An 18,031-nucleotide genomic window follows, 5' to 3' on the forward strand; every position below is an offset into this window, starting at 1 on the left:
AAGGGCGGCGGGAGGACTCAGCCCTTGCAGTCCGTCTCACCGGCCTTGCACCTCCTGTTCTTCGCGACGGGCCGCGTCCTGTTCTTCGCGACGGGCCGCGCCGTCCTCCTCGCCGTGGACTCCGGCGTCCGGCAGGACCTCGCCGTTGCGCCGACGACGGTGCTCTTGAGTACGAAGGTCGCCGCTGCGCAGCCGACGACGACCGACGCGACGCCGAGCGTCTTCCTCGCGGTGTTCGTTGCCATGGGTGGTGCTCCAGACTCTTCGTCTTCCGGGCGGCCGGGCGGGCCGGCCGCTCTTCCACCACTGTGCGCGGGGGCCTGCCCCGGGCACATGGGCCCGCCGTCCCGTTCCGGTCCCAGGGTGCGGGTCCGAAGCCGGGACGGCGGGCGTCCGTGCAGGCCGGGGCGGGGTCAGCGGCTGCCGGTCCAGGGGCCTCCGGACGTGAACAGCCGGTCGGCGGTGGTGCGTTCGTAGGGCGCGGTGACATCGACGACCCGCCCGCCCCGGCCCTGGCGGGCCGTCCGGCGGGCGGCGGAGCGGTCGGCGCGGCAGCCGGTCGCGGCCGCGTGGCCGGCCCGGGCCGGCGCGATGGCCGTGGCCCGGCCGATGCCGGAACCGGTGACGGTGACGGTGACGGTGGCGGTGACGACTGCGGCCGCGCCCGGCAGCACGCCCCGGCCGGTGTCGGTCCCGGGCGTGTTCATCGCAGCACCTCCTCCGCGGCCGGCCGGACCTGGTAGCCGGCCCGGGCCGGACTCGCCGCGCCCAGGTAGCCGTACACGGCGGCGGTCGGATGTCCCGGACCGGCCCGGAAGCCGTGCCACTCCCCCGCCGGGACGTACACCAGGTCGCCCGGGCGGACCGCGACCTCGCGGGTCGCGGCGAGGTGCCGGCCACCGCCCGCGAGGACGAGGAAGAACTGGTCCGCGTGCGGGTGCCGGTGCAGTTCGTGGCTGCCGCCGGGGGCGAACCCGAAGGCCGCGACGGCGACCTGCCGGGCGCCCACCGTCTCCGCGGTGGCGAGCCAGTGCACGGCCGTCCCGGCCGCGCCTCCGGCGGCCGGGCCGTCCTCCCCTTCGGGCGGGCCGGTCCGTCGTGACGGGGCCGCGAGCGGCACTACTGACAGGCCCGGCACGGGCCGTGGGCCGGCCGACGGGCCTGCCCGGACGGTCAGGACGACGGCCGGGGCGCCGGGCAGCACGGCGAGTCCGCAGTCGCTGCCCGGCGGGTGGTAGAGGCCTTCGCCGGGGCCGAGGACCCGGCCGGCCGAGCGGACCCGGCCGGAGAGCACCACGGTCACCGACTCGCCGGCCGGGGCGGGCCGTTGCCCGACGCGGACGCCGGGCGACAGGGTCTCGACGCTCAGCCCGCCGAGGGCGGACGGCAGGTGGCGTGGGTCGATCAGCCAGCGGAACGCGGGGGCCGTCCGGGGGACGGCTGCGGGGACGAGGATCACGTCATTCCTCCTTGCGGGGTTCGGTGTTCACCGGCGCTCCGGTGTCCGCCGGTGGTGCGGTGTCCTCCGGTGCTCTGGCGGTGCAGTGCTCCCCGGTGGTGCGTGGTCCGCCGGGCGTGGGGCCGCGGCGGGAAGCGGTGCGGCCGTCGCGCAGGGAGGACGCGGCGCCGGGCCTCGAAGTGCAGGGCGGTCGTGGTGCGGGCCGGCCCGGGGGCGGTGACGGCGTTCACGGCCTGGTCCGTCGTTCGGCGCGGCGGCGGGCCAGGGCGTCCCTGGTCGCCGAGGCGCGGCGGGGTGCGGCGAGGGCGAGGCAGAGCAGCTCGGCGCCGAGCGGTCCGGCGTCCAGGTGCAGCGGGGTCCCCCGGCGGGCCAGCAGCAGGTCCCCGTCGACCGCCAGGTGGTCCGGCTCGTCGGGGGACCCGCCGACCAGGAGGGAGCCACGCAGCACGTAGAGGACGTTCTCGGTCTCGTTCTGTCCCGGCAGCACGTGGTGGGCTCCGGGGCTCAGCCGCAGGTGGTCGAAGGACTCGCAGGCGCCGGCGAGCATCGAACGGCGGGCCAGGCAGCGCAGCCGGATCCGTTCGCCGTGCGGACCGAGGATGACGGCGGCGGCGGCCGAGGCGGTGGTGATGATCACCTGGGCTCGCCTCCCTTCGGGCTTTCGGGGTGGTCCGGGTGGTGGGGCCGGCCGGCCGGGCCCGCCGGGTCCTCTCGGCCCGCCGAGCCGGTGGGGGCCCGGGAGCCTGGCGGGCGCCCGGCGACGGCGAGGACGGCGTGGAAGTACTCCAGGCCCGCGGTGCCGGCGGTCAGGACCGTCCGGGCGCCGAGCGGCAGGGTCAACGCGGTGCCCTCGACCAGCGGGACCGCGGCATCGGGGCCCGCCTGCCCGTCGGCGTCCGGGACGGTCGCCGTGCCCGAGCCGGCGGTGATGTAGAGGGCGTGTTCCACGCCTTCGGCGGCCACCTCGGTCCTGCGGCCCGGGTCGAGCCACTGGAGGCCGACCACGCGCAGCGGGCCGGTCAGGACGCGGCCCGGGTCGACGGCGCCGCGGCGGCGGAGGTCCGTGATGACGGTGCCCGTCATGACGTGAACTCCCTTCTGGTCTCCGGCGGTCCGTGCCGGTCCGCCTCTGCTGTCCACGGTGTGGCGCCCGCCGTCCCGGCCGCACGGGGAGCCGGTCCCGTCCTGTTCCCGGCCGCCGCCCGAGCCCCGCGCGCCGGGTCATCCGGCGGCAGCGGTCAGGCTCTCCGGGGCGGGGCCGCGGCTGTGCGGAACGACGGTCCGGCCCGGTCCCTCGACGGCCGCCAGGAGCGCGGAGGCGTCGACCGGGGTGAGCAGGCGGCCCCCTGCGCAGTGCGGGCGCCCGAGCCCGGCGAGCAGCAGCAGGCCGGGCCCGGCCGCGGTGGTGAGGGCCGCGGCCAGGGCCCGGGCGTCGGCCCCGGCGGGCGGCGCGGGCAGGGCGGTCGCCGAGCCGTTGCGGGCCAGCAGTTCGTTGTGGGCCCATGCCCCGGCGCCGTCCAGCAGTCCGAGGTGGGCCGCGATGCGGGCGGCGAGGAGCAGCCCCAGGGCGTCGGCGTCGCCCGGTGCGAGCGCCACGCCGGAGGCGGTGCCCACGGTTCTGCGGACGGCCTCGCCGAGGCGGCGCCCGTAGCCGAGCGCGAGGGCCGGTCCGGTCTCGAACGGGTCGAAGCAGACCAGCGCGGCCCTGGCGTCCGCACAGAGGGCGACGCAGGCGGCAAGGGTCTCCGGGGTGTAACGGGCGTCCGGGCGAAGGGTTCTGGCGAGCGCCGCGAACTGTGCCGGGCAGACGGCGAGGACGTGCCGGACGACCTCGACCATGCCCGCCCGGGTCTCGGGGGCGGGACGTCCGGCCAGCAGGTCGCTGCGGACCCAGACCAGCGCGGGCGCGGTCCGGACGGGTGCGGTCGGGGAGGGCGCACGGGGTGCGTCCGGGGGCGGGCGCAGCAGGGTGAGTGCCGGGCCGCACGCGGCCGCGAGGGTGGTCGGCAGACGGATGTCGGCCGGGACACCGCAGGCCCGTTCGCCGCCGACCGCGATCACCACGGTGCGGCCGTCGTCGGTCGGCCGGGCGGGTGACGGCCGGGCGGGTGACGGGCCGGGCTGTGTGAGCACGGTGCACGGCGCGATCGCCGCGGCGATGGCGCGGACCCGGGCGAGCCCGTCGGCGGGAGCGGCGGCGTCGGCCACCAGGACGAAGCGGTCGGCCCCGAACCCGGCGATCCGGTCGGCGAGTTCCGCCCAGGAGGCTTCGCCGCGGCGTACCAGCAGGGCGAAGTTCGCGGGTCCGGCCTGTATGCGGCGGTCGAGTTCGCCGGTGCGGCCCATCGTGGTCCTCCTCCAGCCGGGTCTCCGACCTCGACCATGGGCCGCCCGACGCCCCGGGCACCTGAGCCGCCGTTCCCGTCCCGGTCGGTCCCGGGACGGCCCGGTTCCCGTCCGGGACGGGACCTGCCGGAACGGGACCTGCCGGAACCGACCGGGAGGGACCCCCCGGGACGGCAACGGTTCAACCGTCGGTCGCCGGCCGCGCCCGCCCGACCTCCGGCCGGCGGGGCGGCCGGCGGGGCGGCCGGCGGGGCGGGCGGCGGGGCGGGCGGCGGGACGGCAGTGCCCGACTCGCCTCCGCCGGCAGGACGGTGACGCAGAGCAGCTCCGCGCCGAGCGGCCCCCCGTGCAGGTGCACGTCCCGCCCGCTCGGGGCCAGCAGCAGGACGCCCCTCCCGAGGGGCCGCTGCGGCTGCTCCGGGCAGTCGATCAGGTCGACGGTCCCCCGCAGCACGTACCAGGCGGCCTCGGTGCCGTCGCGCCCGGCGAGGTCGTAGCAGACTCCCGGCCCGAGCCGGACGTGCTCGACGGACTCGCACTCGCTGTGCAGCATGCCCCGGCGGGCGAGGCAGCTGGTCCGGATGCGCTGATGGCCGGGCCCGAGCAGCAGCCGGGGTCCGACGGCGCTCGCGACGATCACCGCGCACCACCCCCTGCGGCCTCCCCCGCCGTCCGCTCCACCACGAGCTCGGCGTGCACGTACTCCAGGCCGCCCGGGCCGTCCGCCAGGTCCGCCACGCTTCCGAGCGGCAGGGTGAGCGCCACCCCCGGGCGCAGCGGCAGCCGCACGTTCCCGGCCGCGGCCCGGCCGCCCCCGGCGGTGACGAAGAGCGTGTGCTCGACGCCGTCGGCGGCATGGCCGTCCCGCTCCCCCGGGGCGAGCCGGGCGAACCGCAACAGGCGCAGCGGACCGCCGAGGACGGCGGACGGGTCCACCGGACCGGCGTTCCGCAGGTCCCGGATCACCGTGCTGCCCACCGCGGCGGCGGTGTCCCACTGTGCGGGCAGCTCGATCACCAGCCGCTCCAGCGCGGACGCCCCGAGGTTGCGCAGGCCGTGCCGGGTGCCGGCCGCGGTCAGCACCGCGTCTCCGGCGCCGACGGCGTACGGGCGGCCGTCGAGCGTGATCTCGCCGTTCCCCGTGAGCAGGACGTCGACCTCCCGGGTGCGGGTGTGCCGGTGCTCCCCGCTGACGCCGCCGGGCGGGAGGCGCACCCACTCGACGGCCTCCCAGTCCCCGGCCAGCCCGGCGCGGCGGGCCAGGCAGGCCCACTGCGCGACCCCGGCCGCGCCGTGGACATCGTGGACGTCGGCGGGCGTGCCGGTGTCCGCGACCACGACCGCGCTACGCACGGACCTCACGTCCCTCGTGCTCCTCCCGGACCCGGTCGGCCGCCGCCCGGTCCCGCAACCACCGGGCGGCCCCGGCCAGCTCGCCGTCCGTCAGGTCGTCGACGAACACGCCGGAGCCGATCCCCGCGGGCAGCGGCAGCCGCTGCCGGCCGTCCCGGTGGCGGACGGTGTCGGCGAGCGCCTCGGCGAGCGTGACCGGTTCGACCAGCGGGTGCCAGACGGGCAGTTCGAGACGGCGCATCAGCCGGAGGATCCGCTCGGCCTGCTCCGGGTCGAGCAGGCCGCGGCGCTGGGCGACGACGGTCGTGAGCGCCATGTCGACGCAGACCGCCTCGCCGTGCAGCAGCTCGGGCAGCGCGCGCAGCTCGACCGTCGGGCTGAACGAGTGGCCGTAGTCCGTCAGCCGCGCCGGCCGGTGCTCCCGGAGACCGGGCTGCAAGTCCTGGAGCATTCCGCGCACGGCCCGGGTGAGCACCTCGGCACCGGCGCGGTGGCTGCCCCGGAAGCCTTCGTCCAGGAGGGCGCGGCCGTGCCGTTCGAGCAGCCCGAAGAGGTCCCCGTCCTTGATCAGCGCCACCTGGAGGATCTCGGCGAGCCCGTTCCCGAGGTGCCGGCGGTCCAGGGTGGCGAGGAATGCCGGGTCGAGCAGGGTGTCGGCGGCAGGGTGGTAGGTGCCGAGCCGGTTCCCGTGCCGCCCGTGGTCGACGCCCGTCGTGGCGCCGGCGCCGGCGCCCGCGTCCACCAGCGCGGCCAGGGTGGTGGGTACCCGGACGAACGGTGTCGAGCGCCGGTAGAGGCTGCACGCGAGGCCGACGACGTCGGCCAGCACGCCGCCGCCGATCGCGATCACCGGCTCGCCGCGCCGGTAGATGCCGGAGGAGTCCATCCGGTCGGCGACCCGGAACACCGCGTCCATGGTCTTGACCTGCTCGTGCACGGGCAGCACCAGCGTCTCGTGCTCGACCCCCTGGGCGGCCGGGTAGCGGTGGAGGAGGCGGCCGTAGAGCTCGCGCACCCGGGCCTCCACGACGACCAGGCGCCGCCCGGGCGGCCCGCCGGCCCGGGCCAGAGCGGGGTTGGCCGGGTCCAGCACGCCGGGCACGAAGCGGACCCGGTGGCGGACGGGCAGTGCGGTGGCCACCGTCCGGCCGGTGGCCTGGGCGCCGGTGGGGTTGCAGCCCGTGCGGCAGGTCCCGGCCCGGGCCGTCGGCGGCGGAACGGCTGACGGCGCCGGCACGGCCCGCGGGGTCGGCGGACGGGTCGTGCGGGTGGGGGACGGTCACGGCGTGGCTCCTTCTCCGTCGGCTCGCTGCTTCTCCGCCGGTTCTCCGCGTCGGGCGCGTCCCGGCGTCCCGGCCCCGTGCGCTTCGGGCACGTCCGGGCCTCGGGGCCGTCCGGTGTGGCGGCGCCGGACGGCCTGCCCCCACGGTCCGGTGCCCGCCGTCCCGGGCGCACGGGTGTCCGGCCCCGTCCGCGTCCCGGTGGTGGCTTGGGACGGCCCCGCCGGGCGCCCCCACGCCCGCCCCGCCGACGTACGGTGGAACTCGGAGGCCGCGCCATGCACGTCACCGGGATCAACTTCACCGACCGCACCGACGCGGGCCGCCGGCTGGCCGCCCGCCTGGGCCACCTGCGCGGGCCCGGCACCGTCGTCGTCGCCCTCCCGCGCGGCGGCGTGCCGGTGGCCGCCGAGGTGGCGGCCGCGCTCGGCGCCCCGCTCGACATCTGCGTGATCCGCAAGCTCGGCGTGCCCTACCAGCCGGAGCTGGGGATGGGCGCGATCGGCGAGGACGGCGTCAGGGTGCTGAACGACCAGGTGATGCGCGTCGCCGGGGTCGGCGCCGGGCAGCTCGCCGAGGTGGAGCGGGCGGAGCGCGCCGAGCTGGAGCGCCGGGCCCGCCGCTACCGGGGCGACCGCCCGCCCACCGACCTGCGCGGACGCACCGTGGTCGTGGTCGACGACGGCGTCGCGACCGGCTCCACCGCCCGGGCGGCCTGCCGGATCGTCAAGGCCAGGGGCGCGGCCCGGGTCGTGCTGGCCGTCCCGGTGGCGCCCCGGGACTGGACCGACCGGCTCTCCGACGCCGCCGACGAACTGGTCTGCGTGAGTACGCCGTCGCCGTTCTTCGCGATCGGCGAGTTCTACCGCGACTTCTCGCAGACCGGTGACGACGAGGTGCTGCGGCTGCTCGCCGCGGCCCGCGGCGAGCACCCCCACGCGCCGACCGAGGTGGACCGCGAGCTCACCGTGCCGGCCGCCGGCGTGCTGCTGGCGGGCCGGCTGACCGTCCCGGTGCGGGCGGCGGGCGTGGTGGTGTTCGCGCACGGCAGCGGCAGCAGCCGCCACAGCCCGCGCAACCGCCACGTGGCCGCCCACCTGAACCGCGCGGGCCTGGCGACGCTGCTGTTCGACCTGCTCACCGAGGCCGAGGAGCCGGACCGGCGCAAGGTCTTCGACGTCGACCTGCTCGGCACCCGGCTGACGGCCGTCGCCGGGCGGCTGGCGGACCAGGAGGAGACCCGGGACCTCCCGCTCGGCCTCTTCGGCGCCAGCACCGGCGCCGCCGCCGCGCTCTGGACGGCCGCCCGGATGGGCGACGGCGTGCGCGCCGTGGTCTCCCGGGGCGGGCGGCCGGACCTCGCCGGCCCCGAGCGGCTGGCCGCGGTCACCGCGCCGACGCTGCTGGTGGTGGGGGGCCGGGACACCGCGGTGATCGAGCTGAACCGGCAGGCGCAGTCCCGGCTGCGCTGCGAGAGTGTACTGGCGGTGGTCCCGCACGCAGGCCACCTGTTCGAGGAGCCGGGCACGCTGGACCAGGCCGCGGAGCTGGCCCGCGACTGGTTCCTGGGCCGCCTTCCGGCCGACCCGCCGGGGCCGCCCGGCGACCCGGCCTGACCGGGCCGGCGGGGCCGGCCGTCGGCGCGGACGGGAGGTGCGGGCAGGTTTTCCGCAGCAGCCCCGATCGGCAGCACATTTTGCCCAGCCGAACCGGGGATTTCCTGATCAGCTTGTACACATTGAACAGTGAAAAAGCGACCTGTTGCCCAACCACCCCGACAGGAGCAAGCTCTCCGCTCAGCCGCACCGCCCACCCTACGCGGCGCGGCCGCCTCAAGCGGATGCCTCAGAGCCGAGGCCCAAAGTGGAGGAACGACCGATGACCCCGCAGTCCCACGCCCTTGAGCTGACCCCCGAGGAGCGCGAGGCCGGCCTCGACGCCGACCAGCTGCGCCGCCTCGTCGGCCTCGTCGAGCACGACCCGGCCACCGACCCGTTCCCCGTGACCGCCCAGGACGCGGTCGTCTTCGTGGTCGGCAACGCCACCCAGACGGCGCAGTTCTACCAGGCCGTGTTCGGCATGGAGCTGGTCGCCTACTCCGGCCCGGAGACCGGCCGCCGCGACCGCAAGGCCTTCGTGCTCCGCTCCGGCTCCTGCCGCTTCGTGATCAAGGGCGGTGTGCTGCCGGACAGCCCGCTGCTGGACCACCACCGCCGCCACGGCGACGGCGTCGTCGACCTGGCCCTGGAGGTGCCGGACGTCGACAAGTGCATCGAGCACGCCCGCGCGACCGGTGCCACCGTCCTGGAGGAGCCGAACGACGTCTCGGACGAGAACGGCACCGTGCGCCGCGCCGCGATCGCCACCTACGGCGAGACCCGGCACACCCTGATCGACCGCTCCCGCTACCACGGCCCCTACCTGCCCGGCTTCATCGCGGCCGAGAGCAAGGTCAAGCACCCGGAGGGCTCGCCGAAGCGCCTCTTCCAGGCGCTCGACCACGCCGTCGGCAACGTCGAGCTCGGCAGGATGAACGAGTGGGTCTCGTTCTACAACCGCGTCATGGGCTTCGTGAACATGGCCGAGTTCGTCGGCGACGACATCGCCACCGACTACTCCGCGCTGATGTCCAAGGTCGTCGCCAGCGGCAACCACCGGGTGAAGTTCCCGCTCAACGAGCCGGCCATCGCCAAGAAGCGCTCGCAGATCGACGAGTACCTGGAGTTCTACACCGGCCCCGGCTGCCAGCACATGGCGCTCGCCACCAACGACATCCTCACCACCGTGGACGTGCTGCGTTCGCGCGGCGTCGAGTTCCTCAACACGCCGGACTCGTACTACGACGACCCGGAGCTGCGGGCCCGGATCGGCAAGGTCCGGGTCGACATCGACGAGCTGAAGAAGCGCGGCATCCTGGTCGACCGCGACGAGGACGGCTACCTGCTGCAGATCTTCACCAAGCCGATCGGCGACCGCCCGACCGTCTTCTACGAGTTCATCGAGCGCCACGGTTCGCTGGGCTTCGGCAAGGGCAACTTCAAGGCGCTGTTCGAGGCGATCGAGCGCGAGCAGGACGCCCGCGGCAACCTGTGAGCGTCGGGGAACGGTGAGCACGGCCGGCTGAGCACGGCCGAGGAGGAGCAGGACGATGGCGCACTACCGGCAGCTGGGCAGCATCCCGCCCAAGCGGCACACCCAGCACCGCACGCCCGAAGGCGGTCTGTACTACGAGGAGTTGATGGGCGAGGAGGGGTTCTCCTCGGACTCCTCGCTGCTCTACCACCGGGGCATCCCCTCGGCCGTCGTGGACGCGGTGCCGTGGGAGCTGCCCGACCAGTCGCTGGTGGCCAACCATCCCCTGCTCCCCCGGCACCTCAAGCTGCACGAGCTGTTCGCGGGCCAGGAGTGGAAGTCCGCGGACGTCGTCGGCAGCCGCCGTCTCGTCCTCGGCAACGGCGACGTGCGGATCTCGTACGTCGCCGCCGGGGCCCCGAGCGAGCTGTACCGCAACGGGCTCGGCGACGAGTGCGTGTACGTGGAGTCCGGCGCGGGCACGGTCGAGACGGTCTTCGGCACGCTGGAGGTCGGCCAGGGCGACTACGTGGTCATCCCCCGGGCGACCACCCACCGCTGGGTGCCCTCCGGCGACGAGCCGCTGCGGGCGTACTGCATCGAGGCGAACAGCCACATCACCCCGGTGAAGCGCTTCCTCTCCAAGTACGGCCAGCTGCTGGAGCACGCGCCGTACTGCGAGCGGGACCTGCGCGGCCCGTCCGGCCCGCTGCTGGTCGAGGGCACGGACGTCGACGTGCTGGTCAAGCACCGCGGCCCGAACGGCATCGCGGGCACCCGGTACACGGTGCCGCACCACCCGTTCGACGTGGTCGGCTGGGACGGCTGCCTCTACCCGTACGCGTTCAACATCCGGGACTACGAGCCGATCACCGGCCGGATCCACCAGCCGCCGCCCGCGCACCAGGTGTTCGAGGGCAACGGGTTCGTGATCTGCAACTTCGTGCCCCGCAAGGTGGACTACCACCCGCTCTCGATCCCCGTCCCGTACTACCACGCCAACGTGGACAGCGACGAGGTCATGTTCTACTGCGGCGGCGACTACGCGGCCCGCAAGGGTTCGGGCATCGGCCAGGGCTCGATCTCGCTGCACCCGGGCGGCCACACCCACGGCCCGCAGCCGGGCGCCTACGAGCGCAGCATCGGCGTGGAGTTCTTCGACGAGCTCGCCGTCATGGTGGACACCTTCCGCCCGCTGGAGCTGGGCGAGGGCGGCCGGGCCGGCGAGGACGCCGACTACGCCTGGACGTGGGCCGGCCGGGGGCCGCAGCGGTGACCGGTACCTTCGAGCCCGCCGGTGGCGGCATCCCCCCGCTCTTCCAGGGCCTCTTCGACGACGCGGCGGTGTTCCCGCCGGGGAACCTGCCGGTCGCCGAGGCGGTACCGGCGCACCGTGCGCACCGCTGCGCGTGGTACTCCGCCGCGGTCGGACCGCTCCTGTGCGGGGCGGGCCGGCTCGGCGAGCTGGCCGCCGCGGCCCCGGCCGGCGCGGGCGGGCCGCTCCGGGTCGGGCTCGTCCTGCCGGGGGGCAGTGCCGAGCTCGGCCCGGCACTCGCCGCCGCCGCGCCGTTCGAGGTGGCCGGCGTCGAGCTGGCCACCCGGGACGCCGCCGAGGCGGTGGCCGCACTGGACCTGCTGCTGCCGCCGGACGTCCCGGCCGCCGTCGAGCTGCCGCGCGAGCTGCTGCACGGCGACGCCCTGGGCGAGGTCCTGGACGTGCTCGTCGACAGCGCCTACCGGGCGAAGTTCCGCACCGGCGGGGTGGTGGCCGGCGCCTTCCCCGACGAGGACGAGCTGGCCGGGTTTCTCACCGGCTGCGCGCAGCGCGGCCTGCCGTACAAGTGCACGGCGGGGCTGCACCACGCCGTCCGGCACACCGACCCGGTCACCGGCTTCGAGCACCACGGCTTCCTGAACGTCCTGCTGGCCGCGCTGGAGACCGACCGCCGGGCCGCGGCCGAGGTGCTGGCGGAGCGCTCGGGCGAGGCGCTGGCCAAGGCCGTCCGCGAACTGACCGACCATCAGGTCACGGTGATCCGCAACTCGTTCACCGCGTTCGGCACCTGTAGCATCGCCGAGCCCCTGGACGACCTGGCCGCGCTCGGCCTGCTGTCGCCCGGGACCGGCCCCAGCCCCACGTCCCAGGAGGACCGTTGACCACGCCCCGCAGCTGGCTCGCCAGCGCCCAGGACTCGCCGTTCGGCGTGCACAACCTGCCGTACGGCGTCTTCACGGCCGCCGACCGGCCGGGCCACCGGCGGATCGGCGTGCGCATCGGGGAGTCCGTCCTCGACGCCGGGGCCGCCGCCCGGGCCGCCGGGGAGCCGTCCGTCCTGCTGGACGCCGACACCCTCAACCCGCTGCTGGGCGCGGGCCGTTCGGCCTGGACCCGGACCCGCGCGGCACTGACGCACTGGCTCACCGACGAGTCGTTCCGGGACGCGCTCTCGCCGCTGCTGCTGCCGGTGGCCGAGGTGGAGCTCCACCTGCCGTTCGAGGTCGCCGACTACGTCGACTTCTACGCCTCCGAGCACCACGCCACCAACCTGGGCCGGATCTTCCGCCCCGGGTCGGACCCGCTCACCCCCAACTGGAAGCACCTGCCGATCGGTTACCACGGCCGGGCGGGGACGGTCGTGGTCTCCGGCACCCCGGTGGTCCGACCGCACGGACAGCGCAAGGCGCCCGCCGACGCGGTGCCGTCCTTCGGCCCGACCCGCCGGCTGGACATCGAGGCGGAGGTCGGCTTCGTGGTCGGCACCCCGTCCACGCTCGGCACTCCCGTCACCCTCGGCGACTTCCGCGAGCACGTGTTCGGCGTCTGCCTGGTCAACGACTGGTCGGCGCGCGACATCCAGGCCTGGGAGTACGTGCCGCTCGGCCCGTTCCTCGGCAAGTCCTTCGCCACCTCGGTCTCGCCGTGGATCGTGCCGCTGGACGCCCTGGAGCACGCCCGGGTCACCCCGCCGGCCCGGGACGTCGAGCCGCTCCCCTACCTGGACGACCGGGGCGGCGAACCCTGGGGCCTGGACCTGGCGATGGAGGTCCGCCTGAACGGGCACCCGGTCTCCCGCCCGCCGTTCGCCTCGATGTACTGGACGGCGGCGCAGCAGCTCACCCACATGACGGTGAACGGCGCCTCCCTGCGCACCGGCGACCTCTTCGCCTCGGGCACCGTCTCCGGCCCCGCCCCGGAGACCCGCGGCGCACTGATCGAGCTCACCTGGAACGGCGAGGAGCCGGTCAAGCTCCCCGACGGCACCACCCGCACCTTCCTGGAGGACGGGGACGAGGTCACCATCACCGCCACCGCCCCCGGCCCGGACGGCGCGGTGATCGGCTTCGGCGAGGTCACCGGCCGGGTCGCGCCGTAGCGGCCCGCGCGGCGGCGGGCCCGGACACGGACGACCCGTGGGCGGAGGGACGGTACCGGTTGACCGGTGCCGCCCCTCCGCCCGTCCGGGGACGGGTCCCGGCCCGCCCCCGGACTCCCGTCGTCCGCCCGGTCGCCCGGCGGGCGGGAGCCTGGAGCCGGGCCTAGTACGGTGGACGGCGAGGATCTTCGGAACGAGCGGCGACGAGGAACGGGAGCGGGCCCGATGGGTGCAGAGGTGCTGGTCCACCAGGACGGCGGCGTCGGGCGGATCGTGCTCGACCGGCCGCGGGCGCTCAACTCGCTGACGCACGGCATGATCACGGCCGTCCACGCGGCGCTGGAGGAGTGGGCGGCGGACGACACCGTGCGGGCCGTGGTGCTGACCGGCGCCGGCGAGCGCGGGCTCTGCGCCGGCGCGGACATCCGGGCGATCCACGAGGACGCCAAGGCCGGCGGGGCCGGTTCGCGGGCCTTCTTCCGCGACGAGTACCGGCTCAACGCGCTGATCGCCCGCTACCCGAAGCCGTACCTCGCGGTGATGGACGGCATCACCATGGGCGGCGGCGTCGGCCTCTCCGCCCACGGCGCCGTGCGGATCGTCACCGAGCGCTCCACCGTGGCGATGCCGGAGACCCGGATCGGCCTGGTGCCGGACGTCGGCGGCAGCCGGCTCCTGGCCCACGCCCCGGGCGGGTTGGGCACGCACCTCGGCCTCACGTCCGCCTCGATGGGCCCCGGGGACGCGCTGCTCTGCGGCTTCGCGGACCACTTCGTCCACTCGGCGCGGATCCCCGCGCTGCTCGCGGACCTGACCGCACGGCTCGCCGGGCCGGCCACCGGGGCCGCGGCCGCCGTCACCGCCGCCGTCACCGCCCACGCCGAGGCCGCACCGCCCGCCGCGCTCGCGGCGCAGCGGGCGTGGATCGACGCCTGCTACGGCGCCGACACCGCCGAGGAGATCGTCGCGCGGCTGCTGGACACGGGGCTCCCGGAGGCCAAGGAGGCCGCCGAGCAGGTGCTCGGGAACTCGCCGACGGCCGTCAAGGTCACGCTCGCCGCGCTGCGCCGGGCCCGCACGCTGCCATCGCTGGAGGCGGTGCTGGACCAGGAGTACCGGATCTCCTGCGCGGCCCTGGCCGGGCACGACCTGGTCGAGGGCATCCGCGCCCAGGTCGTGGACAAGGACCGCAACCCGCGCTGGTCGCCCGCCGGCCTCGCCGGGGTGTCGGAGGCGGAGGTCGCCCGCCACTTCGCGCCGCGCGGGGACGACGAGCTGGGCCTGGCCTGACCGGGCCCGGCGGCCCCGCCCCGCACGACGGCGCCGGACCGCGTCGGCGGCGCCTCCCGTGACGACCGTCTCGCATGGCAAGACTGGCGCGAGCGGGGGTGCTTCGGAGATTGTTGGGCGGTCAGGGCGCACCTTGCACGGTGCCGAGCAGCGGAAATGGGAGTCAACGGCGATGACCGAGACCACCGAGACCTACGAGACGATCCTGGTCGAGCGCAAGGGCCGGGTCGGGCTGATCACGCTCAACCGGCCGGAGGCGCTCAACGCGCTGAACACCCGGCTGATGAACGAGGTCGTCGCGGCCGCCACCGCCTTCGACCGGGACCCGGAGATCGGCTGTCTCGTGATCACCGGATCGGAGAAGGCCTTCGCGGCCGGCGCCGACATCAAGGAGATGCAGGGCAACCGCTTCCCCGACGTCTACCTGGACGACTGGCTGGGCCCGTGGGACCGGCTCGGCGAGCTGCGCAAGCCGGTGGTGGCGGCGGTGGCCGGCTTCGCGCTGGGCGGCGGCTGCGAGCTGGCGATGCTCTGCGACATCCTGCTCGCCGCGGACACCGCGAAGTTCGGGCAGCCGGAGATCAAGCTCGGCGTCATCCCCGGCATCGGCGGCTCGCAGCGGCTGACCCGCGCGGTCGGCAAGGCGAAGGCGATGGAGCTCTGCCTGACCGGCCGGATGATGGGCGCCGAGGAGGCCGAGCGGGCCGGCCTGGTCTCCCGGATCGTCCCGGCCGACCAGCTGCTCGCCGAGGCGCTGGCCGTCGCCGAGAAGGTCGCCGCGATGTCGACCCCGGCCGCCATCATGCTGAAGGAGAGCGTGAACCGCTCCTTCGAGACCACCCTCGCCGAGGGCGTCCGCTTCGAACGCCGCCTGTTCCACGCCGCGTTCGCGACGGCCGACCAGAAGGAGGGCATGGCCGCCTTCGCCGAGAAGCGCCCGGCCTCCTTCACCCACCGCTGACCGGTCACGGGTAGCGGACGGCGGCCGGCAGGCTTCTCGGCTGCCGTCCGCCATCCGTTCGCCGTCCGCCATCCGTTCGCCGGAGCCGCCCACGGCCGGGGCCGCCGGGCGCCGGCCGTCCCCCGGCCGTGGCCGCTCCCGGTCCGCCGCACCCCGGCCCGCCCGTCAGTCCTCGCTCACCAGCGCCGTGTTGAGCCGGGCCAGACCGCTGCGGGTCGCGGCCACCACGATCCGGTCGCCGGGCGCGAGGGCGCGGGTGCGGTCGGGGTAGCTCCACCGGTAGGTGTGCGGGCTGCCGGCCAGGCGGACGGCGACCACGCGGACGCCGCCCGGGTCCTCCAGGTCGTGGCGGTTCATCCCGACCAGGCCGCCGCCGTCCTCGGCCCGCAGTTCGGCGATCAGCAGCACGTGCCGGAACACCGACAGCGTGCCCAGCACCTCGCGCCCCATCAGGGCGGCGGCGAAGGCGGGCGCGGCCAGGTAGGACGTCGACCGGGAGGCGGCGTTGTCCAGCGTCGCGTAGACGTGGCGGGCGAAGTTGTCGTCGAAGAGGCGGAGCACCACCCGCACGTCGGGCCGGCCGGCGCGGGCCTCCAGCGCGGCCTCCAGGTTGGTGGCGTCGTCCCCGCTGACCGCGACCACCGCCCGGCTGTGCTTCAGCCGGGCCCGGCGCAGCTGTTCCGCCAGCGGGCCGTCGTCGACGACCACCGGCACGCCGAGTGCGCGGACCGCGGAGATGCCGCGGGCCTGCGGGTCCCGCTCCAGGCCCACCACCGGCACGCCCAGACCGTGGAGTTGGGCGACGACGCGGGTGCCGACGTTGCCCAGGCCGGCCACGATGACGTGGTCCCGGGTGCCCGCCCCGGGGTTGCGGGGCTGGCCGCGCCGCCCGGAGCCGAGCACCTCGACCATGATGGCGGTGGCGACCGGCGCGAAGGTGATGCCGCAGAAGGTGATCACCACCTGGGCGACCCGTTGCCAGAGGCCGCCGGTGCCGGTGCCCGCGGCCGCGTCGGAGGGCTGGTCGGGCTGGGCCGCGCCGGCCAGGTCGAGCAGCGCGACGTAGAGCGACCAGCCGAAGTCCCGGTTGAGGTACCAGAGCACTCCGAAGGCCATCAGCACCGCCGCGAGCGCGGTGATCAGCACCAGCCGGAGCCGGGCGCTGGTGAAGAAGCGCAGGGTGTCGAGCAGCCGCCAGCGCAGTCGGCGCGTCCAGGAGATCCGGACCGGTGGTTCGCTGGGCAGGGTCTGCAGTGCGGCCACCCCGCCGGCCTCCTCGGGGTCCGGCTCCGGCCCCGCCCCCTGCTCCGGCCCCTCTCCCGGCTCCCGCTGCGGGGGCACTCCCCCGCCGGCCCTCCGGACCGGGCCGTCGTCGCCGAACTCGGAGGCCAGCCGGACGAAGGGGGCCGAGTCGCCCTCCTGCTCGGGCAGCAGCCTGATCCGGCTGACGTCCTGCCGGTCGATCCGGTCGGCGACGATGCAGATCCGGCCCGGGTCGATGTCGTCGTCGTAGGCGATGTGCAGGAAGCGGTCCCCGACCTGGACGGAGTTGGGGCGGGAGAGCGCGGCTGCGGCGAAGGCGGGTGCGGCGGTGGCGGAGCCGGAGAGCGCGGCGCCGTTCCTCAGCAGCCGTTCGATGTTCTCGCCGAGCCGCTGGTTGAACATCCGCAGCACGATGCGGATGTCGGGGTTGCGGTCCTGGGCGGTCAGCGCGGCGTGGATGTTCTCCTGGTCGCTGCCGTCGACCAGGGCGATCCCGCGGGCGGCCTCGACCCGGACGGCGCGCAGCGCCTCCTCCGTGATGCTGCCGAACTCGACCACGGCCGCGACCCCGGGCAGCCGTTCGATCTGTGGCGCGTGCTCGCGCGTGCGGTCCGGTACCAGCGCCACCACCGGGACCTCGTAGTGCTCCACGAGTTCGACGATCAGGCGGTGGGCGAGCGCGTTGCCGCCGCAGACGATGTAGTGCTGGCCGACCGGCTCGACCGGAGGGCTCCCCCACCCTTCAGAAGTCATATCGCCGGATGATATCGACCGCGCATGAGCAGAGGGTGTCCGCAGAGCGACTGAGGGGAAATCAGTTCCCCCTGCGGCCCCGACACTCGAACGGGCGTACCCGGCGGGCGGCCCGCCCCTTCCGTGACGATCATGAGAGCGCCACCCGTCCGAGGCCCACGCCCTTCACGGGCCCACGCCCCTTCAGGCCGACGCCCGGCCAGGGCCGCCCCCGCCCGGGCCCACGTCCGCCACCAGCCGTCAGGAGTACGCCACCGTGGTCCCCCCGATCATCACCCCCAACGGTTCCCCGGTCCAGGGCCCGCTCGCACAGCTCGCCAAGGCCGCCTGGCAGGTGCTGCTGTTCGCCGGGCTCGTCTCGCTCGCCCTCGGGATCGTCGTCTTCGTCTGGCCCAAGCAGACCCTCCTCGTGGTGGGCGTGCTGTTCGGCCTCTACCTGCTGATCATCGGGATCGTGCAGCTGGTCGCCGCCTTCGGCACGCACGCCACCACCGCACTGCGGGTGCTGGCCTTCATCAGCGGCGCGATCTGCGTCCTGCTCGGTCTGCTCTGCTTCCGCGACGCCGCCCGGTCGGTGCTGCTGCTGGCGATCTGGATCGGCATCGGCTGGCTGTTCCGGGGCATCACCCAGCTCGTCGTCGCGATCTCCGACGAGGCCATGCCCGCCCGCGGCTGGCAGGCCTTCGCCGGCGCGGCCAACACCCTGGCGGGCGTACTGCTGATCGTCTGGCCGGTCGGGTCGATCACCGCACTGACCGTGCTGGCCGGGTGCTGGCTGCTGTTCCTGGGCCTGATCGAGATCGTCACGGCCCTCCGGATCCACTCCCAGGCCAAGCGGATCCCGTCCGGCGTCTGACACCGGGAGCCGGCCGGCCTTGGC

The 18,031-nt window shown here is 75.6% G+C and carries 18 protein-coding genes; 8 read left to right on the forward strand and 10 right to left on the reverse strand.

From position 1 onward, the window contains the following. Positions 1-17 precede the first annotated feature (17 nt). From C2142_RS08940 to C2142_RS08980, 9 genes are all read right to left on the reverse strand, one after another. The gene (locus C2142_RS08940) at positions 18-245 is read right to left on the reverse strand and encodes a hypothetical protein (RefSeq protein WP_148641895.1); all 228 of its coding nucleotides are present in this window, start codon (positions 243-245) and stop codon (positions 18-20) included. 168 nt (positions 246-413) lie between these two features. Beyond that, on the reverse strand, positions 414-707 hold the full coding sequence (locus tag C2142_RS08945) for a hypothetical protein (protein WP_148641896.1): 294 nt from the start codon (positions 705-707) through the stop codon (positions 414-416). Next, the gene (locus C2142_RS08950) at positions 704-1,459 is read right to left on the reverse strand and encodes a cupin domain-containing protein (RefSeq protein WP_148641897.1); all 756 of its coding nucleotides are present in this window, start codon (positions 1,457-1,459) and stop codon (positions 704-706) included. The genes C2142_RS08945 and C2142_RS08950 overlap by 4 nt, the downstream gene beginning before the upstream one ends. 226 nt (positions 1,460-1,685) lie before the next feature. After that, entirely contained in the window at positions 1,686-2,096 is a 411-nt protein-coding gene (locus C2142_RS08955) for a hypothetical protein (protein WP_148641898.1), read from the reverse strand. Further along, positions 2,093-2,542, reverse strand: coding sequence for a hypothetical protein (locus tag C2142_RS08960; RefSeq protein WP_148641899.1), 450 nt, complete (start codon positions 2,540-2,542; stop codon positions 2,093-2,095). The genes C2142_RS08955 and C2142_RS08960 overlap by 4 nt, the downstream gene beginning before the upstream one ends. Positions 2,543-2,680: 138 nt before the next feature. Further along, the gene (locus C2142_RS08965) at positions 2,681-3,805 is read right to left on the reverse strand and encodes a hypothetical protein (protein WP_148641900.1); all 1,125 of its coding nucleotides are present in this window, start codon (positions 3,803-3,805) and stop codon (positions 2,681-2,683) included. 181 nt (positions 3,806-3,986) lie between these two features. Beyond that, positions 3,987-4,445, reverse strand: coding sequence for a hypothetical protein (locus C2142_RS08970; protein ID WP_148641901.1), 459 nt, complete (start codon positions 4,443-4,445; stop codon positions 3,987-3,989). Further along, a complete protein-coding gene (locus C2142_RS41480) occupies positions 4,442-5,167 on the reverse strand; it encodes a cupin domain-containing protein (RefSeq protein WP_148641902.1) in 726 nt (241 codons plus the stop codon). Before C2142_RS41480 ends, C2142_RS08970 begins: the two co-directional genes overlap by 4 nt. Then, a complete protein-coding gene (locus C2142_RS08980; RefSeq protein WP_148641903.1) occupies positions 5,151-6,395 on the reverse strand; it encodes a sedoheptulose 7-phosphate cyclase in 1,245 nt (414 codons plus the stop codon). The genes C2142_RS41480 and C2142_RS08980 overlap by 17 nt, the downstream gene beginning before the upstream one ends. A gap of 336 nt (positions 6,396-6,731) precedes the next feature. Between C2142_RS08980 and C2142_RS08985 the strand changes: the two genes are divergently transcribed. From C2142_RS08985 to C2142_RS09015, 7 genes are all read left to right on the forward strand, one after another. Continuing rightward, the gene (locus C2142_RS08985; protein WP_148642296.1) at positions 6,732-8,054 is read left to right on the forward strand and encodes an alpha/beta family hydrolase; all 1,323 of its coding nucleotides are present in this window, start codon (positions 6,732-6,734) and stop codon (positions 8,052-8,054) included. A gap of 262 nt (positions 8,055-8,316) precedes the next feature. Beyond that, the gene (hppD, locus tag C2142_RS08990; RefSeq protein ID WP_148641904.1) at positions 8,317-9,531 is read left to right on the forward strand and encodes a 4-hydroxyphenylpyruvate dioxygenase; all 1,215 of its coding nucleotides are present in this window, start codon (positions 8,317-8,319) and stop codon (positions 9,529-9,531) included. A 55-nt stretch (positions 9,532-9,586) separates the two neighbouring features. Beyond that, a complete protein-coding gene (locus C2142_RS08995; RefSeq protein WP_148641905.1) occupies positions 9,587-10,786 on the forward strand; it encodes a cupin domain-containing protein in 1,200 nt (399 codons plus the stop codon). Continuing rightward, positions 10,783-11,667: a hypothetical protein gene (locus tag C2142_RS09000; protein WP_206670945.1), complete on the forward strand. Its 885-nt coding sequence runs from the start codon at positions 10,783-10,785 to the stop codon at positions 11,665-11,667. Before C2142_RS08995 ends, C2142_RS09000 begins: the two co-directional genes overlap by 4 nt. Next, on the forward strand, positions 11,664-12,884 hold the full coding sequence (gene fahA / locus C2142_RS09005; RefSeq protein WP_148641906.1) for a fumarylacetoacetase: 1,221 nt from the start codon (positions 11,664-11,666) through the stop codon (positions 12,882-12,884). Before C2142_RS09000 ends, fahA begins: the two co-directional genes overlap by 4 nt. A 225-nt stretch (positions 12,885-13,109) precedes the next feature. After that, positions 13,110-14,174, forward strand: coding sequence for an enoyl-CoA hydratase/isomerase family protein (locus C2142_RS09010; protein ID WP_148641907.1), 1,065 nt, complete (start codon positions 13,110-13,112; stop codon positions 14,172-14,174). Between the two features lie 172 nt (positions 14,175-14,346). Then, complete coding sequence (locus tag C2142_RS09015; RefSeq protein ID WP_148641908.1) at positions 14,347-15,135, forward strand: enoyl-CoA hydratase; 789 nt, start codon at positions 14,347-14,349, stop codon at positions 15,133-15,135. A gap of 165 nt (positions 15,136-15,300) precedes the next feature. Here C2142_RS09015 and C2142_RS09020 read toward each other — a convergent pair whose 3' ends face one another. Beyond that, entirely contained in the window at positions 15,301-17,151 is a 1,851-nt protein-coding gene (locus C2142_RS09020) for an NAD(P)-binding protein (RefSeq protein WP_148641909.1), read from the reverse strand. 256 nt (positions 17,152-17,407) lie between these two features. Here C2142_RS09020 and C2142_RS09025 point away from each other — a divergent pair, with 256 nt between their 5' ends. After that, positions 17,408-18,007: an HdeD family acid-resistance protein gene (locus tag C2142_RS09025; protein WP_148641910.1), complete on the forward strand. Its 600-nt coding sequence runs from the start codon at positions 17,408-17,410 to the stop codon at positions 18,005-18,007. Positions 18,008-18,031: the final 24 nt, after the last annotated feature.

It is taken from the genome of Streptomyces sp. CB01881 (genome assembly GCF_002953255.1).
GTDB lineage: Bacteria > Actinomycetota > Actinomycetes > Streptomycetales > Streptomycetaceae > Kitasatospora.

What these genes read in the sequence shown, in the direction of transcription:
- C2142_RS08940 (WP_148641895.1), bottom strand. Translation starts at nt 245, where the DNA reads ATGGCAACGAACACCGCGAGGAAGACGCTCGGCGTCGCGTCGGTCGTC.
- C2142_RS08945 (WP_148641896.1), bottom strand. Translation starts at nt 707, where the DNA reads ATGAACACGCCCGGGACCGACACCGGCCGGGGCGTGCTGCCGGGCGCG.
- C2142_RS08960 (WP_148641899.1), bottom strand. Translation starts at nt 2,542, where the DNA reads ATGACGGGCACCGTCATCACGGACCTCCGCCGCCGCGGCGCCGTCGAC.
- C2142_RS08965 (WP_148641900.1), bottom strand. Translation starts at nt 3,805, where the DNA reads ATGGGCCGCACCGGCGAACTCGACCGCCGCATACAGGCCGGACCCGCG.
- hppD (WP_148641904.1), top strand. Translation starts at nt 8,317, where the DNA reads ATGACCCCGCAGTCCCACGCCCTTGAGCTGACCCCCGAGGAGCGCGAG.
- C2142_RS08995 (WP_148641905.1), top strand. Translation starts at nt 9,587, where the DNA reads ATGGCGCACTACCGGCAGCTGGGCAGCATCCCGCCCAAGCGGCACACC.
- C2142_RS09010 (WP_148641907.1), top strand. Translation starts at nt 13,110, where the DNA reads ATGGGTGCAGAGGTGCTGGTCCACCAGGACGGCGGCGTCGGGCGGATC.
- C2142_RS09015 (WP_148641908.1), top strand. Translation starts at nt 14,347, where the DNA reads ATGACCGAGACCACCGAGACCTACGAGACGATCCTGGTCGAGCGCAAG.
- C2142_RS09020 (WP_148641909.1), bottom strand. Translation starts at nt 17,151, where the DNA reads ATGACTTCTGAAGGGTGGGGGAGCCCTCCGGTCGAGCCGGTCGGCCAG.